This window comes from Nonomuraea sp. 3-1Str (genome assembly GCF_031570565.1).
Lineage (GTDB): Bacteria > Actinomycetota > Actinomycetes > Streptosporangiales > Streptosporangiaceae > Nonomuraea.
The window spans coordinates 17338-38944 of the sequence record NZ_JALHBK010000048.1 but is presented as its reverse complement, the minus strand read 5'-3'; the positions used below and the strand labels follow the sequence as shown (position 1 = coordinate 38944).

Genomic DNA, 21607 nt, shown 5'->3' with positions numbered 1-21607 from the left:
TAAACCACACAGGGCGTGCACGGCGCGCATGCAGCGCGCACGGAACGGACCGCCTCCGGGGAGCCCGGGGGTGGGTCAGTGGCCGGCGTCCTCCCAGGTGCGGCCCACGCCGACCGAGACCTCCAGCCCGTACGGCGGGCCACCCGGCGGAGGCCCCTACGGGCCGGCGCCGGGCCCGGGCGGCTACCAGGCGCCGCCTCCGGGCGGTTACCAGGCGCCGCCTCCGGGCGGCTACCAGGGGCCGTACCAGCAGCCCAGGCCGGGCAGCGGCCTGGCGACCGCGTCGCTGGTGCTGGGCGTGGCCAGCCCGTTCCTCGTGTTCGTCTGCTTCGTCGGCGTGCTGACCGCGATCCTGTCGATCGTGTTCGGCGGCGTGGCGCTCAGCAGGGGCGTGGGCAAGGGCCGCGCCATCGCCGGCATCGTGGTCAGCGTCCTGGCGCTGATCCTGTTCACGATCGTGGCCATGTGGTTCTGGAACGTGGTGCAGGACTGCGGCCGGCTGCCGGGGCAGCTCGCCGACCAGTGCTTCCGGAGCAGGTTCCCCTGGGTAGGCCGCTCCGGCTAGGGTCCGGGCCGAGGTCGCTCAGGTGAGCGGCAGGTGCCCGGACAGGTCCGCGCGGGACCCGCTCGCCGCGACGGCGCCCTCGGCCATGGCCTCGCCCCAGGTCCGGCGGCCGACGGCCAGCTCGATCCAGGTGCGGGGGCTCATCTCCACGACGTTCGGCGGGGTGCCGCGCGTGTGCCGGGGGCCCTCGATGACCTGCGCCGCCGCGTACGGCGGCACCCGGACCTCGACCGTGCGGCCGGGCGCGGTGGTGGCGAGCCGGTCGAGCAGGTGGCGCACGGCCTGCCGGGCCGCGTCGCGCTCGGGCTCCAGGCCGCGGTCGTAGGCGGTGAGCACGGCCTCGACCAGCGCGCCGGGCAGCGCGGCGGCCGGGCCGTCGTACGCGGGCTGGTCGAGGGCGACGAGCTGGGCGTCGAGCGCGGCCCTCAGCTTCTCGGGGTCCGGTCTGCGTGGTGGCACCCGCCCATTCTGCTCCGTCCGGCGGGGGGCGAAATGCATTGGTGTCCGGTTTCTCCCTGGAAGCGTTCATCGTCCCGGAGGTCGTCGTTCACCTCCGGTTTCGACGCCCGCCGTAGCGTCCCAGCCGAACTACTGCGCACAACCTTGGAGCACCCCGTGGCGAACCGGCACCTTCCGCTGCTTTCCAGCCCGCACAAATCCGGCCGTTCGGCGATGACCTGCCAGTTCCGCTGCGGCAACGCGTGCGCGCACGAGGTCGGCAACACCAGCGGCAACACCTACTTCGGCGACGTCGTGGCCGAGGCGCTGACCCGCAGGGGCGTGCTGCGCGCCGGAGCCCTGGGCGCGCTGGTGGTCGGCGCCGGCGTGGCGGGCGCGGTCCCGGCGCTGGCCGACCCGGCGGCCCCGGAGGCCGTGTCCGACGACGCCGCCCGGCTCGGCGGCGGCGCCGGCAACCTGCGCTTCACCCCCGTGGCCCCCAACAAGGACGACGCCCTGCGCGTGCCCGACGGCTACAGCACCGGCGTGGTGGTGCGCTGGGGCGACCCTGTGCTGCCCGACGCGCCGGAGTTCGCGTTCGACAACCAGAGCGCCGAGGCGCAGGCCAAGCAGTTCGGCTACAACTGCGACTTCGTGACCCTGTTCCCGCTGGGGAACGACCGGGGCCTGCTGTGGGTGAACCACGAGTACACCAACGAGGCGTTGATGTTCCGCGGCTACAAGGACGGCACCGCCGCGACCGAGGAGCAGATCAGGATCGCGCTGGCCGCGCACGGCGGCTCGGTGGTCGAGGTGCAGCGGGTGCGCGGCACGGGCCAGTGGAAGCTGGTGACGACCGGCCGCAGGCGCTACAACCGGCGCGTCACGGCGCTCACGCCGATGCGGTTCAGCGGCCCGGCGGCGGGCAGCGACCTGCTGAAGACGGCCGCGGACCCGGCGGGGCTCAAGCCGGTCGGCATGCTGAACAACTGCTCCGGCGGCACCACTCCCTGGCGCACGGTCCTCACCGCCGAGGAGAACTTCGACCAGTACTTCGTCAACGGCGACAAGGTGCCCGCGGCGCAGAAGCCGTACATCACCCGTTACACGATCCCGTCGGGCATCGCCTCCGGCAACCGGCGCTTCGACCGGGTCGAGGAGCGCTTCGACCTGGCCAAGCACCCGAACGAGGTCAACAGGTTCGGCTGGGTCGTGGAGATCGACCCGTTCGACCCCGACGCGCCGCCGGTCAAGCGGACCGCGCTCGGCCGCTTCAAGCACGAGGCCGCCACCACGACGCTGGCCCGCGACGGCCGCCTCGTGGTGTACATGGGCGACGACTCCCGCTTCGAGTACGTCTACAAGTTCGTCTCCAAGAACCGCTACATCCCGGGCTTCGACCGGCACAACCGCGACCTGCTCGACGAGGGCACGCTGTACGTGGCCCGGTTCACGGGCGACAGTCCGGCGGCCGAGATCGACGGCTCCGGCAAGCTGCCCTCCGACGGGGCGTTCGACGGGTCGGGCGAGTGGATGCCGCTGGTCTCGGGTGACAAGTCGTTCGTGGACGGCATGACCGCGGCCGAGGTGCTGGTCTACACGCGCGCCGCCGCCGACAAGGTGAACGCCACGAAGATGGACCGTCCGGAGGACGTGGAGCGCAACCCGGTCAACGGCGCCGTCTACGTCGCGCTGACCAACAACTCCAACCGCGTCCCGGCGCAGGTGGACGAGGCCAACCCGCGCCCCGCCAACAAGCACGGCCACATCCTGGAGCTGGTCGAGCGGCGCGACGACGCGGGGTCCACGACGTTCGCCTGGTCGCTGCCGCTCGTCTGCGGCGACCCGAACGACCCCTCCACGTACTTCGGCGGCTACGACAAGACCAAGGTGTCGCCGATCTCCTGCCCCGACAACGTGGCCTTCGACCGCGACGGCAACCTGTGGATCGCCACCGACGGCAACGCGCTCGGCAGCAACGACGGCCTGTTCGTGACGCCGCTGAAGGGCAAGGAGCGCGGCCACGTGCGGCAGTTCCTCACGGTGCCGATCGGCGCGGAGACGTGCGGCCCGATGGTCACCGAGGACCAGCGCAGCGTGTTCGTCGCGGTGCAGCACCCGGGCGAGGCCGACGGCGCCACCCCGGACAGCCCGGTGAGCCACTGGCCCGACGGGGACCAGCCGCGCCCGTCGGTCGCGGTCACCTGGCACACTCAGGGCAAGAAGATCGGCGCCTGAGCGGAAAACCGTTGACCTCAAGTTCGCTTTAGGTCCTACGCTTCCATGCATGAGCATGGAAGTGATCGCATGGCAGCAGCTCTACTCGATGGGCAACCAGAAGGAGCGTCGCCCGATCTCCCGGGCGACGCTCCGCCGTGTCTGGGGCTTCGCCCGGCCCCACCGCCGCAAGATCGCGCTGTTCCTCGGGCTCAGCATCGTGATGGCGGCGCTGGCGGTGGCCCCTCCCGTGCTCGCCGGCCGGGTGCTGGACGCGATCGGCAAGGGGGAGCCGCTCGGCGTCGTCGTCGGCCTGGCCGCGCTCATCGGCGGCCTCGCGGTCGCCGAGGCGGGGCTCGGGCTGGTGAACCGCTGGCTCTCGGCGGGCCTCGGCGAGGGCCTGATCCTCGACCTGCGCACCACCGTCTTCGACCACGTGCAGCGCATGCCGATCGCGTTCTTCACACGGACCCGTACGGGGGCGCTGGTCAGCAGGCTCAACAACGACGTGATCGGCGCGCAGCGGGCGTTCACCGACACGCTCTCCAGCGTCGCGGGCAACGTCGTCACGCTCGTGCTGTCGCTCACCGTGATGGTCGGCATCTCCTGGCAGATCACGCTGCTGGCCCTGCTGCTGCTCCCGGTGTTCGTGCTGCCGGCGCGGCGGGTCGGCGTCCGGCTGGCCCGGATGCGGCGCGAGGCGGCCGACCACAACGCCGCGATGGGCACGCAGATGACCGAGCGGTTCTCCGCGCCCGGCGCGACGCTGGTGAAGCTGTTCGGCCGGCCGGTCCGCGAGTCGGAGGAGTTCGCGGCGCGGGCCCGGCGGGTGCGCGACATCGGCGTCCGCACCGCGATGGCGCAGTCGGTGTTCGTCACCGCGCTCACCCTGGTCTCCGCGCTCGCCCTGGCGCTGGTGTACGGCCTGGGCGGCTTCTACGCGCTGCGTGACCAGCTCGAACCCGGCTCGGTGGTGGCGCTGGCCCTGCTCCTCACCCGCCTGTACGCTCCGCTGACGGCCCTGGCCAGCGCCCGGGTGGACGTGATGAGCGCGCTGGTGAGCTTCGAGCGGGTCTTCGAGGTGCTGGACCTGGAGCCGCTGATCAAGGAGCGGCCCGACGCCGTGGCGGTGCCGGACGGGCCCGTCACGGTGGAGTTCGACAACGTGCGCTTCGCCTACCCCTCGGCCGACAAGGTGTCGCTCGCCTCGCTGGAGGAGGTCGCCGCCCTCGACGACCGCGGCGGGGTCGAGGTGCTGCGCGGCGTCTCCTTCCGCGCCGAGCCCGGCCAGATGGTCGCGCTGGTCGGCTCCTCCGGCGCCGGCAAGTCGACGATCGCCCAGCTCCTGCCCCGCCTGTACGACGTGGACGAGGGCGCGGTCCGGCTCGCCGGGGTGGACGTGCGGGACCTGACCGCGGCCTCGATCCGGGAGACGCTCGGCATGGTCACCCAGGACGGCCACCTGTTCCACGACACGATCCGGGCCAACCTGCTCTTCGCCCGGCCGGAGGCCACCGAGGAGGAGGTCTGGGACGCCCTGCGCCGCGCCCGGCTCGGCGCGCTGGTCGAATCGCTCTCCGACGGGCTCGACACCGTGGTCGGTGAGCGTGGCTACCGGCTGTCCGGTGGCGAGCGCCAGCGGCTGACCATCGCCCGCCTGCTGCTCGCCCAGCCCCGCGTGGTGATCCTCGACGAGGCCACCGCCGCACTGGACTCCACCTCCGAGGCGGCCGTCCAGGAGGCCCTGGGCGAGGCGCTGGCCGGCCGTACGGCGGTGGTGATCGCGCACCGGCTGTCCACGATCCGCACGGCCGACCAGATCCTGGTGATCGAGGACGGGCAGGTGGTCGAGCGGGGCACCCACGCGGAGCTCCTCGCCGCCGAGGGGCGCTACGAGGAGCTGTACCGCACTCAGTTCGCCGAGCCGGCGGTGGCCGGGGCCGTCTGAACCGCCGGGCCCCGCTCCTCCGCGGCCCCGTCCTCCGGCGCCCGCCCGGAGCGCAGCGCGTACAGGCTGACCGGGACGCCCACCAGCACGATGGCCGCGGCGACGACCAGCGTGAACTGGTAGGCGTCGAGGAAGGCGGCCGGGTCGGCGCTGTCTCCGCGGCGGGCGTTCAGCAGCGCGCCGAGGACCGTGATGCCGAGCAGGCCGAACACCTGGCGGGAGACGTTCAGCACGCCGGAGGCGACGCCGGAGCGGCCCTGCGGCATCGCGCCGACCACGGCGGCGGTCAGCGGGACGAGCAGGCCGGCGCCGAGGCCGTACAGCACGAACCAGGGCAGGACGTCGATGTAGCCGCCGTCGGCGCCGACACCGGACATCAGGAGGAGCGCGACGCCCATGAGCGCGATGCCGGCGGCCACGGTGCGGGCGATGCCGATCGCCGCGCTGATCCGCTGCGACAGGGTCGCGACGACCGCCATGACCAGGGCCATCGGCACGAACGCGGCGCCCGCCTCGATGGGCGAGAAGCCCAGCGTGTTCTGCAGCCACAGGGCGCTGAAGAAGTAGATCCCGAACACCCCGAACGACCAGAGGCCGCTGGTCAGGCTTCCACCGGAGAACACCCGCGAGCGGAAGAGCGACAGGTCGATCATCGGCTCCGCGGCGCGGGCCTCCACCAGCACGAACGCCACGGCGGCGGCCAGCGCGATCCCGATGGCGGCGAGGATCTCGGGGGAGGTCCAGCCGGCTCCCTCACCCTCGATGAGCGCGTACGTCAGGGCGAACAGGGTGAGGGCGGAGGTGACCAGACCCGGCACGTCCAGGCTGCGCCGTGCCCGGGTGAAGGAGGGACGCACCGCCCACAGCGCGAGCCCGAGCGTCACCACGCCGATCGGCACGTTGATGAGGTAGATCCACCCCCAGTGCAGGCGCTCGCTGATGAAGCCGCCGGTCAGCGGACCGAGCGCCATCGACAGAGCGCCGGTCGCGCTCCAGATGCCCACGGCCCTGCCGCGCTCGCCGGGGTCGGGGAAGATCTGGCCGATCAGCGCGAGCGCCGTCGGGGTCAGCAGCGCCGCGCCGACGCCCTGGACGGCCCGGGCCGCGATGAGTGCCGCCTGCCCGGTCGCCAGGCCCGCGGCCAGCGACGAGAGCGTGAAGACCGCGAGGCCGGCCACGAACACCCGCCGGGCGCCGAGCACGTCGGCCAGCCTGCCGCCGGCCAGAATGAGCCCGGCGAACACCAGGATGTAGCCGCTGACGATCCACTCCAGTCCGGAGATCGTCAACCCCAGCTCCCGCTGGATGGTCGGCAGGGCCACGTTGCCGATGTTGTTGTCGAGGTACGTCATGAAGGTGCCGAGCGTCACCGCGCTCAGCGCCCACCACTTCTTCCGGTCCACACCTTCTCCTATACGCCGTACTTGTACGTCGTATAGCTAACTTGTACGGCGTATAGTTGTCAACCATGGTGGGAAAACTGACCGCGACCGCGATCGTCGAGCGGGCCCTGGAGATCGGCGACACCGAGGGGCTCGACACGGTGACGATCCGCCGCCTGGCCACCGACCTCGGCGTCACGCCGATGGCCCTGTACTGGCACTTCAAGAACAAGGAGCAGCTCGTCGCCGGCATGGCCGACCACCTCATCGCCGAGTTCGCGCCCGTGCCCGACGACGACCGGCCGTGGCGCGAGCGCATGCGCGACCTCATCAAGGGGCTGATCGGCGTGCTGCGCGCGCATCCGTGCGCCAAGGGCGTGCTGGAGCAGGTCGACCAGACCGCGGTGCCGAGCTTCCTCGCCATCTGGGACCTGGCGCTCCGGCTCGCGCGGATCGCCGGCTTCAGCGTGGAGGAGAGCTGCGTGATCTCCAAGTACATCCTGCAGAGCGCCATCTCCATCGCCGACGCCCCGGTGCACCACGCCGCGAGCCGCACGCCGGAGGAGGCCGCCGAGATCATCCGCCGCAGGCGGCTCGCCCTCGAGTCGCTGCCCGTCGACCGCTACCCGCACCTGGTGGAGATGGCCGCGCCCATGGTCGGCGGCATCTCCCGCGAGACGTACGACACGTTCGGCGTCGACCTCGTCGTCAGCGGCATCGAATCGCTCGCCGCCCGCCGCTAGGGTCCGATCATGGCCTTCCAACTCGTGTGCGAGATCGAACCGCCCACCAAGCCCGACCTGAAGCGCGTGCGCCACCAGATCGGCACGCTGACCACCATCGCCGACACCTTCCTCATCCCCGACAACCACATCGGCCGGGCGACCGTGTCCAGCGTGGCCGTGGCGCACGAGGTGCAGGCCATGGGCGGCCGCAGCATCGCCTGCCTCAACTCCCGCGACCGCAACCTGCTCGGCTTCCGCCGCGACCTGCTGACGGCAGCCGCGTACGGGGTGGACCGCTTCCTGTTCGTCTACGGGGACAAGCCCGCGAGCGGCAACCGGACGAGTGACCTGACGGTGCGCTCGATGATCGAGGAGGCCAGGGAGTTCTCCCCGGGCGTCCAGGTCGGGGCGGCGGCCGGCGCGCGTCCGCTGCCGGCGTGGAAGCGGGCGGCCGACTTCCTGTTCGTCCAGGCCGGGTTCTCGCTGGAGGCGCTGCTGCGCTGGCGCGAGGCCAACCAGGTGGAGGTCCCGGTGTACGCCGGGGTCATCGTGATCGCCAGCGAGCGCCACGCGCGGACCCTGTCGGCGGCGATCCCCGACATCGCCATCCCGGAGGACCTGGTGCGCCGGGTGGCGGCCGACCGCATGGCGGGTGTGGACGCGGCCTGCGAGAGGGTGCTGGCCATCCGCGACTCCGGCGCGTTCGACGGCGTCCACCTGATCCCGGTCAGCCGCTACCGCGACGTGGAGGCGCGCCTGTCCGGCGTACTCAGATGAGGCCCAGCTTCAGCATCAACGCGCGGTCCAGGTCCGCGCCCTCATGCGCCTCCAGCGCGCCCTTGAAGGTGCCCAGCCGTGAGGGGGACACGGAGTAGATCTGGTCGGTGAGAACGCGGGACTTGGTGCCGTCGAACTGGATCTCGGGTCGGTAGACGGCCGGTCCGGCGCTCGACGACGTCAGGGCCACCGTCACCGTGCTCGTGGTGAAGCGGTCGGACTGCATGATCACGGCGTAGCGGCGGCCCTGCTGCTCATGGTCGCGAGCTCCGGGGAGAGCCTTGATCTCGTACACGCACCGTGGAAGATCACTCCACGACGCCCATGAAGCGCTGAATCGCCAGCATCTCCGCCTGGTCGTCAGGGTCGTTCCGCAGGCGCTCGGCGTCGGCCGCGGCCTGTTCGAGCAGCATTTCCTTGTAGGTGTGAAGGACGGCGTGGCGGACGGCCTCCGATCGGCTGCCCGTCTCTCCTGCCAGCGCGCGCAGGGCCGTCTCCATCGCCTCATCGGTGCGGACGTTGAGAGTCCCCATGACGGCAACGTAACACGTTCTGTAACGCATCAGGGGCGGGGCCGGGCGAGCGCGGAGAGGGCGGCGCCGAGCAGGGCGACGCCGCACAACACCGTGTACGCCCGCGCGAACCCGCCCATCAGCCGCTCCACGGCCACGGGCGACAGCTCCGACAGCGTCCCCGTGTACACCTGGGCTCCCAGCTCCGGCCCGACCGACGCGGCAAGCACGCTGAGCGCCAGCCCGACGCTGAGCACGACGCCGACGTTCATCACCATCAGCCGGAACCCGTTGACCACCCCCAGGCTCCCGGCCGGCAGCGAGCGCATCACGTGCGTGGTGTTGCCCGTCAGGAACGTGCCGCTGCCGCAGCCGGCCACGAACAGCCCCGCGCCGATGACCCAGTACGACGTGCCCGTCCCGGCCGTCAGCGCCAGCGTCGCCAGCCCCGCCGCGCTCATCAACGCCCCGCCCACCGCCAGCGCGTACGGCGAGACCCTGCGCCCCAGCGCGCCCGTGACCGGCGAGGCGAGCGCCATGCCCACCGGCACCGGCAGCACGCTCAGCCCGGCCGTGAAGGCGTCCACGCCCCTTGCCGCCTGGAAGTACAGCGCCACCAGCAGGATCAGCGACGCCCGCGCCATCGCGTTGCAGAACGAGGCGAGGTTGGCGAAGGCCAGCAGCCGACCGCCGAACAGTTGCGGATCCAGCACCGGATGCGGCGCCCGCCGCTCCACCAGCACGATCAACGGCACCAGCACCGCGAAGACCGCCGCCCCGGTCAGCACGACCGGGCTCGCCGGGCCGGCCGATCCCGCCTCCGACAAGGCCAGCAGCAGCGCCGACAGCGCGGCGAACACCAGCGCGTTGCCCAGCGCGTCCACCGGCCGCCTCGGCCCGGCGGGCACCTTGCGCAGCGTGGCCGCGCCCCAGGCCAGCGCCACCACGCCGGCGGGCACGTTCACCCAGAAGATCCACTGCCAGCCGGCCGTCTCGGCGATCAGCCCGCCCAGCGTGGGCCCGGCGAGCTGCGCCACCGACAGTGTGCCGATGTAGACGCCCATGCCCTGGCTGAGCCGGTCCGGCGGGAACGCGTCGGTGATGATGACCGTCCCGTTGGCCAGGATCATCGCCGCCCCGACCGCCTGCACCACGCGCATCGCCACCAGGAACCACACCCCGGGCGCCAGCCCGGCCAGCAGCGAGGCGGCGGTGAACAGGGCGAAGCCCGCCAGGTACACCTCCCGCCGGCCCACGAGGTCGGCCACCCGGCCGAAGAACACCAGGCTGGCGGTGTTGACCAGCAGGAACGACAGCAGGACCCAGCCCGACTCGAACGGTCCCGCGTGGAAGTGCCGCACCACCGAGGGCAGCGCCACGTTCAGCGTGCTCCCGGCGATCCCGATGAGCACCAGCCCGAGGCTGGTGACCGAGCACACCTTCCAGGCGTACCGCAGCCGGGCGGCGTAGCCGGCCGAGGTGTCGCGGGAGCCGAGGTCCTCAGCGCGCACGCTTGCGCAGACCCTCCAGGTCGTGGATCACCACCCGCCGCCGGCCCGTCTCGATCAGCCCGCGGTCGCGCAGCGACCGTAAGGCCTTGCTCACCGCCTCCCGTGAGGCCCCGGTCCAGCCGGCCAGCTCGTCCTGGGAGAGCGGCAGCGCCACGCGCACGCCGCCGTTGGTCTTCTCGCCGTAGCGGTCGGCCAGCTCCAGCAGCCGGGTCGCCACCCGGCCGGTGGTGTCGAACGCGCCGTACTCGACGCGCTTCCTGTCGGCGTCACGCAGCCGCCCGGTGACGAGCCGCAGGAGCAGGACGGCCACCCGCCCGTGGGCCTGCAGGAACGCGGGGAAGTCGCGGAGCACGATCCCGGCGACCGGCTCCAGCGTGGTCACCGTGGCGGAGCGGGGCGAGCCGTCGATGGCGCACATCTCGCCGAGGAGCGCCCCCGGCCCGCGCACGGCCAGCACCACCTCGGTGCCGCTGCTCGTGTGCGAGGACACCTTGACCCGGCCCTCGGTCAGCACGAGCACCCAGTCGGAGGTGTCGCCCTCGCTCATCACGGTGGAGCCGCGCTCCCACCGGCGCGGCCGGCCGGCGGCCCGCAGCGCCTCGACCTCCTCGGGGGTGAGCATGGAGAGGAACTCGCCGGGCTCAGGGTTCATGCGCCCGATTATGTCGGCACGGAGGCGCACGTTCTATGGCATGGAGGTCAGAACGTACGCCGCCACGGCCTCCTCCTTGCCCTTGAGGCTCAGCCTGCCCAGCGGCGAGACCTCGGCGCCGAAGCCGAGCCGGCGCAGCGTGGTGTCGCCGATCACCACCGTGCCGGACTCGGCGAGCGACTGGAGCCGGGCCGCGACGTTCACGCAGTCGCCCATGGCGTTGAAGCCGCGCAGCCGCGGGCTGCCGATGTTGCCCACGATGGCCGGCCCGGTGTTGACCCCCACTCGGAACGTCGGCCACTCGACGTCGTCCCGCTGCCAGGAGATCTCCTCTGCGATCTCGGCCGCGGCCCGCTGCATGGCCAGCGCGGCCCGGCAGGCCGCCGCGGCGTGGTCCTTCTGCGTGGCCGGGGCGTTGAACAGCGCGAGGAGCGCGTCGCCGACGAACTGCACGATCGTGCCGCCGTTGTCGAGGATGCACGGCACGGCGGCCGTGTGGTAGCGGTTGAGCATCTCGACGATCTCGCCGGGGGTGACCCGCTCGGAGAACGTGGTGAAGCCCTTGAGGTCGGCGAACAGCGCGGTGAGCTCCCTGAGCTGCCCGCCGAGCGCCGCCTGCGACGGGTCGGCCAGCAGCGCCTGCGCCACGTCGGGCGACATGTACTGCCGGAACAGCGTGTCCAGCTCCTGGTAGAGGCGGGCGTTCTCGAGCGAGATCGACAGCTGCCCGGCCAGCGTGGCGGCCAGCGCCTCGTCCTGCGTGGTGCGGCCGACCGGCATCTCCAGCGCCCCGGCCAGCCGGCCCTTGACGGTCAGCGGGAAGGCCAGGAGGTGATCGCGCCGGATCGGCTGGTCGCCGGCGAAGTCGTACTCGCGGGAGCCGATGTGCGCGCGCCCCTCCGAGACCAGGCCGATCCGCACGTCGCCGAACGCCTGGCGGACCCGGTCGAGCGCGTCGGTCAGCAGCTCGGTCTCGGGCAGGCCGACGCGGGTGCGCGTGCTCACGTCCACGAGCGCGGCCAGCCGCTCCGACAGCTCCCGCTCGTCGGCCAGCGCCCGCCCCGCCCGGTCGAGCACCGCCGCCTGGCCCTCGTTGAGCCGGAACTTGCCCGACAGCCGGGTCGCGGCCAGTGGCTCGCCCCGCCGTACGTGCTCGACCAACTCCTCCAGCGCCTGGTCGTACTGGGCCTGGATGCGCGCCACCGTCGCCGACAGCGCCACCGAGTCGAACAGGCCCGCGCTCGACCCCTCCCGCCTGAACTGCAGGTAGGCGCTGTAGGCGACGAACACGAACGCGAACGTCAGCAGGATGTGCCACTCCCACCACGTCAGGTGCCAGTTGTGCTGCGACATCCCGGCCACCATCGACTCGGCGAGCAGCGCGTACGCGGTGATGAGGCTGACCAGCATGGCCGACGGCCGCCGCCGGTGCAGCCGGAACATCATCACGGCCGCCGCCACGTACAGCGCGACGCCCGGCAGCGAGCTCCAGGCCACCCAGGAGGAGTACGCGCTCAGCGGCGGCCGGCTGAGCGGCGTCAGCCCGTCGATGAGCGAGGCCGGCCCCCACAGGAGCATGAAACCGACCAGCACGCCCAGGATCAGGTGCCGGGAGGCCAGCACGGCCGCCGCCGCCCGCTCGCCCAGCGGCAGGGCCGAGACGAACGCGAACCCCGCGGCGATCGTGAGCCCGACCTGCTGACCCAGGTCGAACCCGAGCGACCCGGTCGGCAGGATGACCTTCGGCGTGGCGAGCCCGTGCAGGAAGAAGAACCCGGCGCCGGCCAGGAACACCATCGAGACCAGGAAGAGCCGGGCGTCCTGCCGGCGGGCCGACGCCTGGCTGACGAGGCTGCCGAGCGCCACGTTGATCCCGGCCACCATGAGGATCATCCAGAAGTGGCTGGGGTTGTGCTGCCACATCACGTTCAGGTGCGGCCGGGCGAGCAGGAGCCAGAGGCCGGCCAGGGGGACCGCCAGGTGAAGGGCCCAGACGACCCCCCGCACCGGCTGCGTGGCAGGGGGAAGGTACGGACTCTCCGTCGGCACGGTCATCCTCCGTCGCGGCGAGGGGGTGGTGGCCGTAAGCAGACCCCGATTATCCACCGCCGGAGCCGCCGGCCAATGCGTCCTTTTGCGCACTGCGGACGCTCTTGACTCGTCAAGTGATGTCAGTAACGTCAGTCACGAAATGTGTCGTGATGAACACGTTATGTAGTGGCTGTCATCCAGTGGAACGGTTGAAACGTGAACCTCATGCTCAACACGAGCAACAAGCCTTGGGAAGGAAAGCCGTGGCTATGAAGGTTCGCGGTGGGCGCACGCTCACGCTCGCCACTGTCGGAGCGCTCGCCCTGTCGCTCCTCGCCGTCGGTGGAGTCGCCACCGCCTCGTCCAGCGGCGAGGTGTACGCGTGCGTCAACAAGAAGTCGCGGTACGCCCGCATCGTCAACGCCTCCACGCCGTGCCGCAGGACCGAGGTTCGGATGGTGATCGGCGGCGGCACGTCGACCACCACGATCTCGGAGGGCACGAAGGGCGACACCGGCGCCCAGGGCCCCAAGGGCGACACCGGCCCCCAGGGCCCACGCGGCCCGCAGGGCCTGCCCGGCAAGAACGGGGTCAACGGCAAGGACGGCCTGCCGGGCAAGGACGGCAAGGACGGCGTCAACGGCAAGGACGGCGAGGACGGCAAGGACGGCCTTCCGGGCAAGCCTGGCAAGGACGGTGAGGACGGCAAGCCCGGCCTCCCCGGCAAGGACGGCGTCAACGGCAAGGACGGCGTCAACGGCAAGGACGGCGCCACCTACGCCGGCTACACCAAGACCGGCTCGATCAGCGGCGGCTCCGGCTCCGTCTCCTGCAACTCCGGCGACCTGGTGACCGGCGGCGGCTTCAACGTCAACCCCTCCTACCGGATCCTGTCCAGCATGCCGAGCGGCAGCGGTTGGTCCGTGAGCGCGACCAAGAACAACGACAACGACAGGGACTTCACCGGCGGCGGCAGCGCCGGCACCGTCTACGTCGTCTGCCTCAAGAAGTCCTGAAACACGAAGTAGGGCCGGTACGGCGCACCGTACCGGCCCTCACCTCGCGAAGCGTCAGCCGAACAGGGCCGGCAGCGTGCCCGTGTGGGTCTCGCGCAGCTCGGAGACCGGCACCTCCAGCACGCCCTCGACCACCAGCGACTCGCCGCCGGTGACACCCAGCCCGTAGCACGGCACATCGTGCCCGGCGCAGAGCGCGGCGAACTCCTCGAACGCCTCCGGCCGGACCGCCACCAGCGCCCGCGCCGCCGACTCGCTGAACAGCCCGGTGAACGGGTCGTCGTTCAGCGTCACGGTGGCGCCGACACCCCGGGCGAGGCACGCCTCGGCCAGCGCGATCGCCAGGCCGCCGTCGGACAGGTCGTGGGAGCCCTCCAGGAGCCCGCGCCGGGCGGCCTCGACCAGCACGACGGCGAGCGCCTGCTCGGCCTCCAGGTCGGCCTGCGGCGGCAGCCCGCCGAGGTGGTCGTGGACGACGTGCGCCCACTCCGAGCCGCCGAACTCCTCGCGCGTCTCGCCGAGCAGCGCGACGCGCAGCCCCTCGGCGGTGAAGCCGGACGGCACGCGCCTGGCCACGTCGTCGATCACGCCGAGCACGCCCACGACCGGAGTCGGGTGGATGGGAGTGGAGCCGGTCTGGTTGTAGAAGGAGACGTTGCCGCCGGTCACCGGGACGCCCAGGGTGCGGCACGCGTCGGCCAGGCCGCGCACGGCCTCGGCGAACTGCCACATGACCTCGGGGTCCTCCGGCGAGCCGAAGTTGAGGCAGTTGGTCACCGCGAGCGGCTGGGCGCCGGTCACGGCGACGTTGCGGTACGCCTCGGCCAGCGCGAGCTGCGCCCCCGCGTACGGGTCGAGCTTGGCGTAGCGGCCGTTGCCGTCGGTGGCGAGCGCGATGCCCCGGGTCGTCGGCTCCGCCCCGGCCATCACCTCGGACACGCGCAGCATGCCGGCGTCGGCGGGCTGGGCCAGCACGGTGTTGGAGCGGACGTACCGGTCGTACTGGGAGGTCACCCACTCCTTGGACGCCAGGTTGGGCGAGCCGAGCAGCCGCAGCAGCGTCTCCCGCAGGTCGGCGGGGCGCTCCAGCCGGTCGGGGACGTCGGCGTTGAGCGCGGCCTGCCCGGCGGGCTCGTGGAAGGGGCGCTCGTAGACGGGGCCGTCGTCGGCGGCGGTGCCCGGCGGGATGTCCACGATGACCTCGCCGTCCCAGGTCATCACCAGACGGCCGGTGTCGGTGACCTCGCCGATGACGGTGGCCGGCACGTCCCACTTCTCGCAGATCGCCATGAACGCCGCGATGTCGTCGGGGCGCACGACGGCCATCATGCGCTCCTGAGACTCGCTCATCAGGATCTCCTCGGGCCGCAGCGACGGGTCGCGCAGCGGGACGAGGTTGAGGTCGACGTGCATGCCGCCGGTGCCCTTGGCGGCCAGCTCGGTGGTGGCGCAGGAGACGCCGGCCGCGCCGAGGTCCTGGATGCCCACGACCACGTCGGCCGCGTACAGCTCCAGGCAGCACTCGATGAGCAGCTTCTCCATGAACGGGTCGCCCACCTGCACGGCGGGCCGCTTGGCGTGCGACTCGTCCTCGAACGTGGCGCTGGCGAGCACGGAAGCGCCGCCGATGCCGTCGGGACCGGTCGAGGCGCCGAAGAGCACGACCTTGTTGCCGGGGCCGGGCGCGGTGGCCAGCTTGATCTGGTCCTTGCGCAGCAGGCCCACGCAGAGCGCGTTGACCAGCGGGTTGCCGATGTAGCAGGGGTCGAAGACGACCTCGCCGCCGATGTTGGGCAGACCCAGGCAGTTGCCGTAGTGGCTGATGCCCTCGACGACGCCGGGCAGCACCCGCCGCGTGTCGGGCGCGTCGGCGGCGCCGAAGCGGATGGCGTCCATGACCGCGATCGGGCGGGCGCCCATCGACATGATGTCGCGCACGATCCCGCCGACGCCGGTGGCCGCGCCCTGGTGCGGCTCGACGTACGACGGGTGGTTGTGCGACTCGATCTTGAACGTGGCCGCCCAGCCGTCGCCGATGTCCACCACGCCGGCGTTCTCGCCCATGCCGACGAGCAGCGCCTCGGACTTCGGCGCCTTGGTGGCGAACTGCCGCAGGTGCACCTTGGACGACTTGTACGAGCAGTGCTCGGACCACATGACGCTGTAGATGGCCAGCTCGGAGCCGGTGGGACGGCGGCCCAGGATCTCCTTGACCCGGTCGTACTCGTCCTGCTTCATCCCCAGCTCGGCGAACGGCATCGGCTCGTCCGGGGTGATCTGGGCTCGCTTGACGGAGTCGGCGCTCATGCGTTCACCAGGTTCTTGAGGATGGAGGTGAAGAAGCCGAGGCCGTCGGTGCTCGGGGCGCCGACCAGCTCCTCGACCGCGTGCTCGGGGTGCGGCATGAGGCCGACCACGTTGCCCGCCTCGTTGGTGATGCCGGCGATGTCGTTCATGGCGCCGTTGGGGTTGCCGATGTAGCGCACGACCACCCGGCCGGCGGCCTCCAGCTCGGCGAGCGTGTCGGCGGAGGCGACGTAGCGGCCCTCGCCGTGCTTGACCGGCAGCACGATCTCCTGGCCCTGGCCGAACGCCGACGTCCACGCCGTGCCGGTCTGCTCGACCCGCAGCCGCTGGTCGCGGCAGACGTAGTGGAGCGAGGCGTTGCGGGTCAGCGCGCCCGGCAGCAGATGGGCCTCGCAGAGGATCTGGAAGCCGTTGCACGTGCCGAGCACGGGCAGCCCGGCGCGGGCGGCCGGGATCAGCTCGTCCATGAGCGGCGCGAACCGGGAGATGGCGCCGCAGCGGAGGTAGTCGCCGTAGGAGAAGCCGCCCGGCAGGAACACCGCGTCGACCCCCTTGAGGTCGTGGTCGGCGTGCCACAGCGGAACCGCCTGGGCGCCCACGAGGCGAACGGCTCTGGCGGCGTCCTGGTCGTCGAGAGTTCCTGGAAACGTGACTACGCCCACGCGGGCAGCGCTCATGACAGTCGTCCCCTTCGGAATGCGCACGCGCGCCACCGTCGCTCGGGGTGTACGGGGGCGGCACTCACCAGGTTATCGGGTGCGAGCGGATGTTCCTCGCCGGGCATGCGCGCCGGAGGGTCGCGCGGGTGGGTCAGACGGCGGCGAGCTGGCGGGGACGGACCTCGGCCTCGTCGTCCCAGGCGAGCAGCTTGCGCAGGTGGACCGTGGTGCCCTGGCCGGGGGTGACGCCGAAGGAGATCTCGTCGACCACGGAGCGCATGATGAGCAGGCCGCGGCCGTTCTCCGTGTCGGAGGGAGGGAAGTGCAGCGGCATGGAGGGCAGACCACCGCCGTTGTCGGCCACGCGGACGTCGCAGCGGCCGTAGCCGATCGCCGCGGTCACCTCGTAGCGGTTGCCCGGTCCTCCGTGCCGGACCGCGTTGGAGCACGCCTCGGAGACGGCGAGCAGCATGTCGGAGATGCAGGTCTCGCTCACGCTGAGCGACCGCATCGCGTCTCCGAGCACCCGCCTGACCATCGGTATGCCGATCGCATCCCGGGGCAGCGCCAACGAGAACTCAATATCCACCGGACTCCTCCGGGCTCCGGAATGTCACCTGGAGTAGGTTTCCCCGTGAAAACGGGGCTAACCGCAAAATCACGCTGTTGTTATTTACTGTTGACACGCCCGTGGCATTGTGGCACGTCCGAACCCGGCTTTAAGCCGCCAAGGGGAAATCCAGCCGCCGAATGTGAGGTCTAGCCGTCGACCCGGACGCTGTAGTCCTCGATCACCGTGTTGGCGAGCAGGGTCTCGGCCATCTTACGGATCTCCGCCAGTGCCGTCTCGTCGGCCGGGCCGTCCAGCTCGATCTCGAACCGCTTGCCCTGCCGCACCTCCGACACCCCGGAGAAGCCGAGCCGGGGCAGCGCCCGGGCGACGGCCTGACCCTGGGGGTCGAGAATCTCCGGCTTCAGCATGACGTCTACGATGACGCGCGCCACTGCGTTCCTCCTGGTACGGCGGGTTGGGAAAGCCAGCCTACCGGCGCGTGTGGCAGACGGTACAACGGGAACGGGGAAGAGCATGGGGCTTGCGCGGAGGGCTGTGACGTCTGCCACGATGTCCCCACACGCGTACGAACCACCACCACATGGTCCGACGCTCAAAAGGCCGGCGTGAGGTGGCAATCCCGCCCAGATCGGCCCCGACCGCACAGGAGTGGCACGTGACCGCCGACGCCTCTCGTGGTGCCGCAGCACCCCCAGAGCTGGTCCAGCTCCTCACCCCGGAGGGTGAGCGCGTTGAACACCCCGACTACGACATCGACCTCAAGCCCGAGGAGGTCAGGTCGCTCTACCGCGACCTGGTGCTCGTCCGGCGCATCGACCTGGAGGCCGTCGCCCTGCAACGCCAGGGCGAGCTCGGCATCTGGGCCTCCCTGCTCGGCCAGGAGGCCGCCCAGATCGGCTCCGGCCGCGCGCTGACCGACGCCGACATGGCCTTCCCGACCTACCGGGAGCACGGCGTCGCCTGGTGCCGTGACGTCGACCCGGTCAAGCTGCTGGGCCTGTTCCGGGGGGTGAACCACGGAGGCTGGGACCCCAAGGAGCACAACTTCCACCTCTACACGATCGTCATCGGCAGCCAGACCCTGCACGCGGTCGGCTACGCCATGGGCATCCAGCGCGACGACGCGCCCTCGGCCACCATCGCGTACTTCGGCGACGGCGCCACCTCCCAGGGCGACGTCAACGAGTCGTTCATCTGGGCCAGCGTCTTCAACGCGCCGATCGTGTTCTTCTGCCAGAACAACCAGTGGGCGATCTCCGAGCCGCTGGAGAAGCAGACCCGCATCCCCCTCTACCGGCGGGCCTCCGGCTTCGGCTTCCCCGGCATCCGGGTCGACGGCAACGACGTGTTCGCGTGCCTCGCGGTCACCCGCCAGGCGCTCAAGAACGCCCGCGAGGGCCAGGGCCCGACCCTGATCGAGGCGTACACGTACCGCATGGGCGCCCACACCACCACCGACGACCCCACCCGCTACCGGGTCGCCAGCGAGCTGGAGGCGTGGAAGCTCAAGGACCCCATCGAGCGGGTCAAGTCGTACCTGTTCAAGAACGAGCTGGCCGACCAGGCGTTCATCGACTCCGTCGAGGCGGAGGCCGACCAGCTGGGCGCCGACCTGCGCAGGCGCTGCCTGGCCATGCCCGACCCCGGGCCGCTCGACATCTTCGACCACGTCTACGCGGAGCCCCATCCGCTGATGGACGAGGAGCGCGCCCAGTTCGCCGCCTACCTGGAGGGCTTCGAGCGATGAGCATCCTGAGCCTGTCCAAGGCGCTCAACGAGGGCATGCGCAAGGCCATGGAGGACGACCCCAAGGTCCTCATCATGGGCGAGGACGTCGGCAAGCTGGGCGGCGTCTTCCGCGTCACCGACGGTCTGCAGAAGGACTTCGGCGAGGACCGGGTCATCGACACTCCGCTCGCCGAGTCGGGCATCATCGGCACCGCCATCGGCCTCGCGCTGCGCGGCTACCGGCCGGTGTGCGAGATCCAGTTCGACGGCTTCGTCTTCCCGGCGGCCGACCAGATCATCACCCAGCTCGCCAAGATGCCGATGCGCTCGCTCGGCGCGATCAAGCTGCCCGTGGTCGTGCGCATCCCCTGCGGCGGCGGCATCGGCGCGGTCGAGCACCACAGCGAGTCGCCCGAGGCGTACTTCACCCACACCGCCGGCCTGCGCGTGGTCGCCTGCTCCAACCCGGCCGACGCGTACGCGATGATCCAGCAGGCCATCCGCTGCGACGACCCGGTCATCTTCTTCGAGCCCAAGCGCCGCTACTGGGAGAAGGCCGACATCGACACCGCCGACACCGGCTGGTGGACACCCCTCGACAAGGGCAGGATCGTCCGTCCGGGGACCGACGCCACGCTCATCGCGTACGGGCCGATGGTCAAGACGTGCCTGGAGGCCGCGGCGGCGGCCCAGGACGACGGGCGGTCGCTGGAGGTCATCGACCTGCGCTCGCTCAACCCGCTCGACGCCCCGCTCGTCATGGACTCCGCCCGCCGCACGGGCCGGGTCGTGGTGGTGCACGAGGCGCCGGTCAACAGCGGGTTCGGCGCGGAGCTGGCGGCCCGGATCACCGAGCAGTGCTTCTACCACCTGGAGTCTCCGGTGCTGCGTGTCGGCGGCTTCTCCACGCCGTACCCCCCGTCGAAGCTGGAGGAGCACTACCTGCCCGACCTGGACAGGGTGCTCGACGCCGTCGACCGGTCCTTCGGCTACTGAGAGGGGACTCGTTTTCATGCGACGTGAGTTCAAGCTCCCCGACGTCGGCGAAGGGCTGACCGAGGCGGAGATCGTCCGCTGGCACGTCAAGGAAGGCGACGCGGTCAAGGTCAACCAGATCGTCGTCGAGATCGAGACGGCCAAGTCGATCGTCGAGCTGCCGATCCCCTGGGACGGGGTGGTCGGCGGCCTGATGGCCGAGGAGGGGCAGACGGTCGACGTGGGCGCGCCCATCATCGCCGTCGACACGGCCGAGGAGGGCGGCGCTCCCACCCAGGCCGCTCCCAGCCAGGCCGTCCCCACCCAGGCCGCCCCCTCGCAGGCCGTCGGTGGGGCGCCGGTCGACGACATGGTGCCGCGTCCGCCGGTCGAGGGCGCGGTGGAGCCAGGCGTCCACGGCAGCCCCGCCCCCAAGGAGGAGCGGCAGGCGGTCCTGGTCGGCTACGGCGTCAAGACCAGCGCCACCAAGCGCCGCCCCCGCAAGTCCCGCCCGACCGGCCAGCCTCCCGCAAGCCAGGCCCCCGCGGTCCAGCCGGCCGCGGTCCGGTCCGCGATCGTCGAGCCCGTCGTGGCGGACCCCGTACCGGCACAGCGCGGCGTCCCCGCGCGGGTCGCGGCGCTCGCCAAGCCGCCCGTCCGCAAGCTGGCGCGCGACCTCGGCGTGGACCTGACGACGCTGACCGGCACGGGCCCGCACGGCTCCATCACCCGCGACGACGTCCACGCCGCCGCCGGCTCCGCCCAGCCCGCCGCGCCGGCTGGGGAGGCGACGGCGACCTCCTGGACGGCCGCCCGGGGCCCGCGTGAGGAGCGCATCCCCGTCAAGGGCGTGCGCAAGATGACGGCCCAGGCCATGGTGGCCAGCGCCTTCACCGCCCCGCACGTCACCGAGTTCCTCCAGGTGGACGTCACCGAGACGATGGCGGCGGTCCGGCGGCTGCGCGAGCTGCCCGACTTCGCCGACGTCAAGGTCTCGCCGCTGCTCCTGGTGGCCAAGGCCGTGCTCGTCGCCGCCAGGCGCCACCCGATGATCAACTCGTCCTGGGACGAGCAGGCCCAGGAGATCGTGGTCAAGCACTACGTGAACCTGGGCATCGCCGCCGCCACCCCGCGCGGCCTCGTGGTGCCCAACGTCAAGGACGCCCACGAGCTGCCGCTGCCCGAGCTGGCCGGGCGGCTCACCGCGCTGGCCGAGACGGCCAGGGCCGGCCGCGCCCAGCCCGCGGACATGGCGGGCGGCACGTTCACGATCACGAACGTGGGCGTGTTCGGCATCGACGCGGGCACTCCCATCCTCAACCCGGGCGAGTCCGCCATCCTCGCCTTCGGCCAGGTCAGGGACATGCCGTGGGTGGTGGACGGCGAGCTGGCGGTGCGCAAGGTCACGACGCTGGCGCTCTCGTTCGACCACCGGATCGTGGACGGCGAGCTCGGCTCGCTGTTCCTGCGGGACGTCGGTCAGATGCTGGAGGACCCGCTGCGCATGCTCGCCTGGAGCTGACCCGTGAGCCGGGCCCGGACGTCCCCCGCGAGTCGTCCGGGCCCGGGCTCATCCGCCGGGCGGGGTCT

The 21607-nt window shown here is 71.7% G+C and carries 20 protein-coding genes; 9 read left to right on the top strand and 11 right to left on the bottom strand.

Annotated features, from left to right (window positions below; genetic code table 11):
* Window positions 1-70: 70 nt before the first annotated feature.
* Window positions 71-565 carry a DUF4190 domain-containing protein gene (locus MTP10_RS40775; RefSeq protein WP_310717255.1) on the top strand — a complete coding sequence of 165 codons (495 nt, stop codon included), beginning with the start codon at window positions 71-73 and terminating at the stop codon, window positions 563-565.
* A gap of 18 nt (window positions 566-583) precedes the next feature.
* Here the strand turns inward: MTP10_RS40775 and MTP10_RS40770 are convergent, their stop codons facing one another.
* Entirely contained in the window at window positions 584-1024 is a 441-nt protein-coding gene (locus tag MTP10_RS40770) for a sterol carrier family protein (protein ID WP_310717252.1), read from the bottom strand.
* A gap of 213 nt (window positions 1025-1237) precedes the next feature.
* Here MTP10_RS40770 and MTP10_RS40765 point away from each other — a divergent pair, with 213 nt between their 5' ends.
* A complete protein-coding gene (locus MTP10_RS40765; protein WP_310717251.1) occupies window positions 1238-3241 on the top strand; it encodes a PhoX family phosphatase in 2004 nt (667 codons plus the stop codon).
* Between the two features lie 49 nt (window positions 3242-3290).
* Window positions 3291-5168, top strand: a complete 1878-nt coding sequence (locus MTP10_RS40760; protein ID WP_310717249.1) for an ABC transporter ATP-binding protein — start codon at window positions 3291-3293, stop codon at window positions 5166-5168.
* On the opposite strand, the gene MTP10_RS40755 is transcribed toward MTP10_RS40760, so the two are convergent.
* The gene (locus MTP10_RS40755) at window positions 5132-6571 is read right to left on the bottom strand and encodes an MFS transporter (RefSeq protein ID WP_310717248.1); all 1440 of its coding nucleotides are present in this window, start codon (window positions 6569-6571) and stop codon (window positions 5132-5134) included. The genes MTP10_RS40760 and MTP10_RS40755 overlap by 37 nt on opposite strands.
* A gap of 65 nt (window positions 6572-6636) precedes the next feature.
* Between MTP10_RS40755 and MTP10_RS40750 the strand changes: the two genes are divergently transcribed.
* Complete coding sequence (locus MTP10_RS40750; RefSeq protein WP_310717247.1) at window positions 6637-7293, top strand: TetR family transcriptional regulator; 657 nt, start codon at window positions 6637-6639, stop codon at window positions 7291-7293.
* Window positions 7294-7302: 9 nt separating this feature from the next.
* A complete protein-coding gene (locus MTP10_RS40745; protein ID WP_310717245.1) occupies window positions 7303-8052 on the top strand; it encodes a methylenetetrahydrofolate reductase in 750 nt (249 codons plus the stop codon).
* Here MTP10_RS40745 and MTP10_RS40740 read toward each other — a convergent pair.
* Genes MTP10_RS40740 through MTP10_RS40720 form a run of 5 tightly spaced genes read right to left on the bottom strand, consistent with a single transcriptional unit; the run spans window position 8045 to window position 12782 of the window.
* Complete coding sequence (locus tag MTP10_RS40740; RefSeq protein ID WP_310717244.1) at window positions 8045-8347, bottom strand: type II toxin-antitoxin system PemK/MazF family toxin; 303 nt, start codon at window positions 8345-8347, stop codon at window positions 8045-8047. The two genes, MTP10_RS40745 and MTP10_RS40740, sit on opposite strands and share 8 nt — an antisense overlap.
* 13 nt (window positions 8348-8360) lie before the next feature.
* Window positions 8361-8585 carry a hypothetical protein gene (locus tag MTP10_RS40735; protein WP_310717242.1) on the bottom strand — a complete coding sequence of 75 codons (225 nt, stop codon included), beginning with the start codon at window positions 8583-8585 and terminating at the stop codon, window positions 8361-8363.
* Window positions 8586-8614: 29 nt separating this feature from the next.
* Entirely contained in the window at window positions 8615-10075 is a 1461-nt protein-coding gene (locus tag MTP10_RS40730; protein WP_310717239.1) for an MFS transporter, read from the bottom strand.
* A complete protein-coding gene (locus tag MTP10_RS40725) occupies window positions 10065-10727 on the bottom strand; it encodes a Crp/Fnr family transcriptional regulator (protein WP_310717236.1) in 663 nt (220 codons plus the stop codon). The genes MTP10_RS40730 and MTP10_RS40725 overlap by 11 nt, the downstream gene beginning before the upstream one ends.
* Window positions 10728-10760: 33 nt before the next feature.
* A complete protein-coding gene (locus MTP10_RS40720) occupies window positions 10761-12782 on the bottom strand; it encodes an adenylate/guanylate cyclase domain-containing protein (protein WP_397334589.1) in 2022 nt (673 codons plus the stop codon).
* Window positions 12783-13027: 245 nt separating this feature from the next.
* On the opposite strand from MTP10_RS40720, the gene MTP10_RS40715 reads away from it, so the two are divergent.
* Window positions 13028-13774 carry a hypothetical protein gene (locus tag MTP10_RS40715; protein WP_310717233.1) on the top strand — a complete coding sequence of 249 codons (747 nt, stop codon included), beginning with the start codon at window positions 13028-13030 and terminating at the stop codon, window positions 13772-13774.
* Window positions 13775-13828: 54 nt separating this feature from the next.
* Here MTP10_RS40715 and purL read toward each other — a convergent pair whose 3' ends face one another.
* The 4 genes from purL to purS all read right to left on the bottom strand — a co-directional run bounded on the left by purL (window position 13829) and on the right by purS (window position 17745).
* Window positions 13829-16081 (bottom strand): phosphoribosylformylglycinamidine synthase subunit PurL, encoded by a 2253-nt coding sequence (purL, locus tag MTP10_RS40710; protein ID WP_310717231.1) that lies wholly within the window; start codon window positions 16079-16081, stop codon window positions 13829-13831.
* On the bottom strand, window positions 16078-16758 hold the full coding sequence (purQ, locus tag MTP10_RS40705) for a phosphoribosylformylglycinamidine synthase subunit PurQ (RefSeq protein WP_310717228.1): 681 nt from the start codon (window positions 16756-16758) through the stop codon (window positions 16078-16080). The genes purL and purQ overlap by 4 nt, the downstream gene beginning before the upstream one ends.
* 133 nt (window positions 16759-16891) lie before the next feature.
* Complete coding sequence (locus tag MTP10_RS40700) at window positions 16892-17329, bottom strand: ATP-binding protein (protein ID WP_310717226.1); 438 nt, start codon at window positions 17327-17329, stop codon at window positions 16892-16894.
* Window positions 17330-17499: 170 nt separating this feature from the next.
* Entirely contained in the window at window positions 17500-17745 is a 246-nt protein-coding gene (gene purS, locus MTP10_RS40695; RefSeq protein ID WP_310717225.1) for a phosphoribosylformylglycinamidine synthase subunit PurS, read from the bottom strand.
* Between the two features lie 224 nt (window positions 17746-17969).
* Between purS and pdhA the strand changes: the two genes are divergently transcribed.
* The 3 genes from pdhA to MTP10_RS40680 are packed head-to-tail and all read left to right on the top strand — an operon-like array spanning window position 17970 to window position 21539.
* Window positions 17970-19061 (top strand): pyruvate dehydrogenase (acetyl-transferring) E1 component subunit alpha, encoded by a 1092-nt coding sequence (pdhA, locus tag MTP10_RS40690; RefSeq protein ID WP_310717224.1) that lies wholly within the window; start codon window positions 17970-17972, stop codon window positions 19059-19061.
* The gene (locus MTP10_RS40685) at window positions 19058-20038 is read left to right on the top strand and encodes an alpha-ketoacid dehydrogenase subunit beta (protein WP_310717222.1); all 981 of its coding nucleotides are present in this window, start codon (window positions 19058-19060) and stop codon (window positions 20036-20038) included. The genes pdhA and MTP10_RS40685 overlap by 4 nt, the downstream gene beginning before the upstream one ends.
* A 16-nt stretch (window positions 20039-20054) precedes the next feature.
* Window positions 20055-21539, top strand: a complete 1485-nt coding sequence (locus tag MTP10_RS40680; RefSeq protein WP_310717219.1) for a 2-oxo acid dehydrogenase subunit E2 — start codon at window positions 20055-20057, stop codon at window positions 21537-21539.
* Window positions 21540-21607 lie beyond the last annotated feature (68 nt).

Coding starts and splice junctions, on each gene's coding strand:
- MTP10_RS40765 (WP_310717251.1), top strand. CDS start 1,238: ATGACCTGCCAGTTCCGCTGCGGCAACGCGTGCGCGCACGAGGTCGGC.
- MTP10_RS40760 (WP_310717249.1), top strand. CDS start 3,291: ATGAGCATGGAAGTGATCGCATGGCAGCAGCTCTACTCGATGGGCAAC.
- MTP10_RS40750 (WP_310717247.1), top strand. CDS start 6,637: ATGGTGGGAAAACTGACCGCGACCGCGATCGTCGAGCGGGCCCTGGAG.
- MTP10_RS40745 (WP_310717245.1), top strand. CDS start 7,303: ATGGCCTTCCAACTCGTGTGCGAGATCGAACCGCCCACCAAGCCCGAC.
- MTP10_RS40735 (WP_310717242.1), bottom strand. CDS start 8,585: ATGGGGACTCTCAACGTCCGCACCGATGAGGCGATGGAGACGGCCCTG.
- MTP10_RS40725 (WP_310717236.1), bottom strand. CDS start 10,727: ATGAACCCTGAGCCCGGCGAGTTCCTCTCCATGCTCACCCCCGAGGAG.
- MTP10_RS40720 (WP_397334589.1), bottom strand. CDS start 12,782: ATGACCGTGCCGACGGAGAGTCCGTACCTTCCCCCTGCCACGCAGCCG.
- MTP10_RS40715 (WP_310717233.1), top strand. CDS start 13,028: ATGAAGGTTCGCGGTGGGCGCACGCTCACGCTCGCCACTGTCGGAGCG.
- purL (WP_310717231.1), bottom strand. CDS start 16,081: ATGAGCGCCGACTCCGTCAAGCGAGCCCAGATCACCCCGGACGAGCCG.
- purQ (WP_310717228.1), bottom strand. CDS start 16,758: ATGAGCGCTGCCCGCGTGGGCGTAGTCACGTTTCCAGGAACTCTCGAC.
- MTP10_RS40685 (WP_310717222.1), top strand. CDS start 19,058: ATGAGCATCCTGAGCCTGTCCAAGGCGCTCAACGAGGGCATGCGCAAG.
- MTP10_RS40680 (WP_310717219.1), top strand. CDS start 20,055: ATGCGACGTGAGTTCAAGCTCCCCGACGTCGGCGAAGGGCTGACCGAG.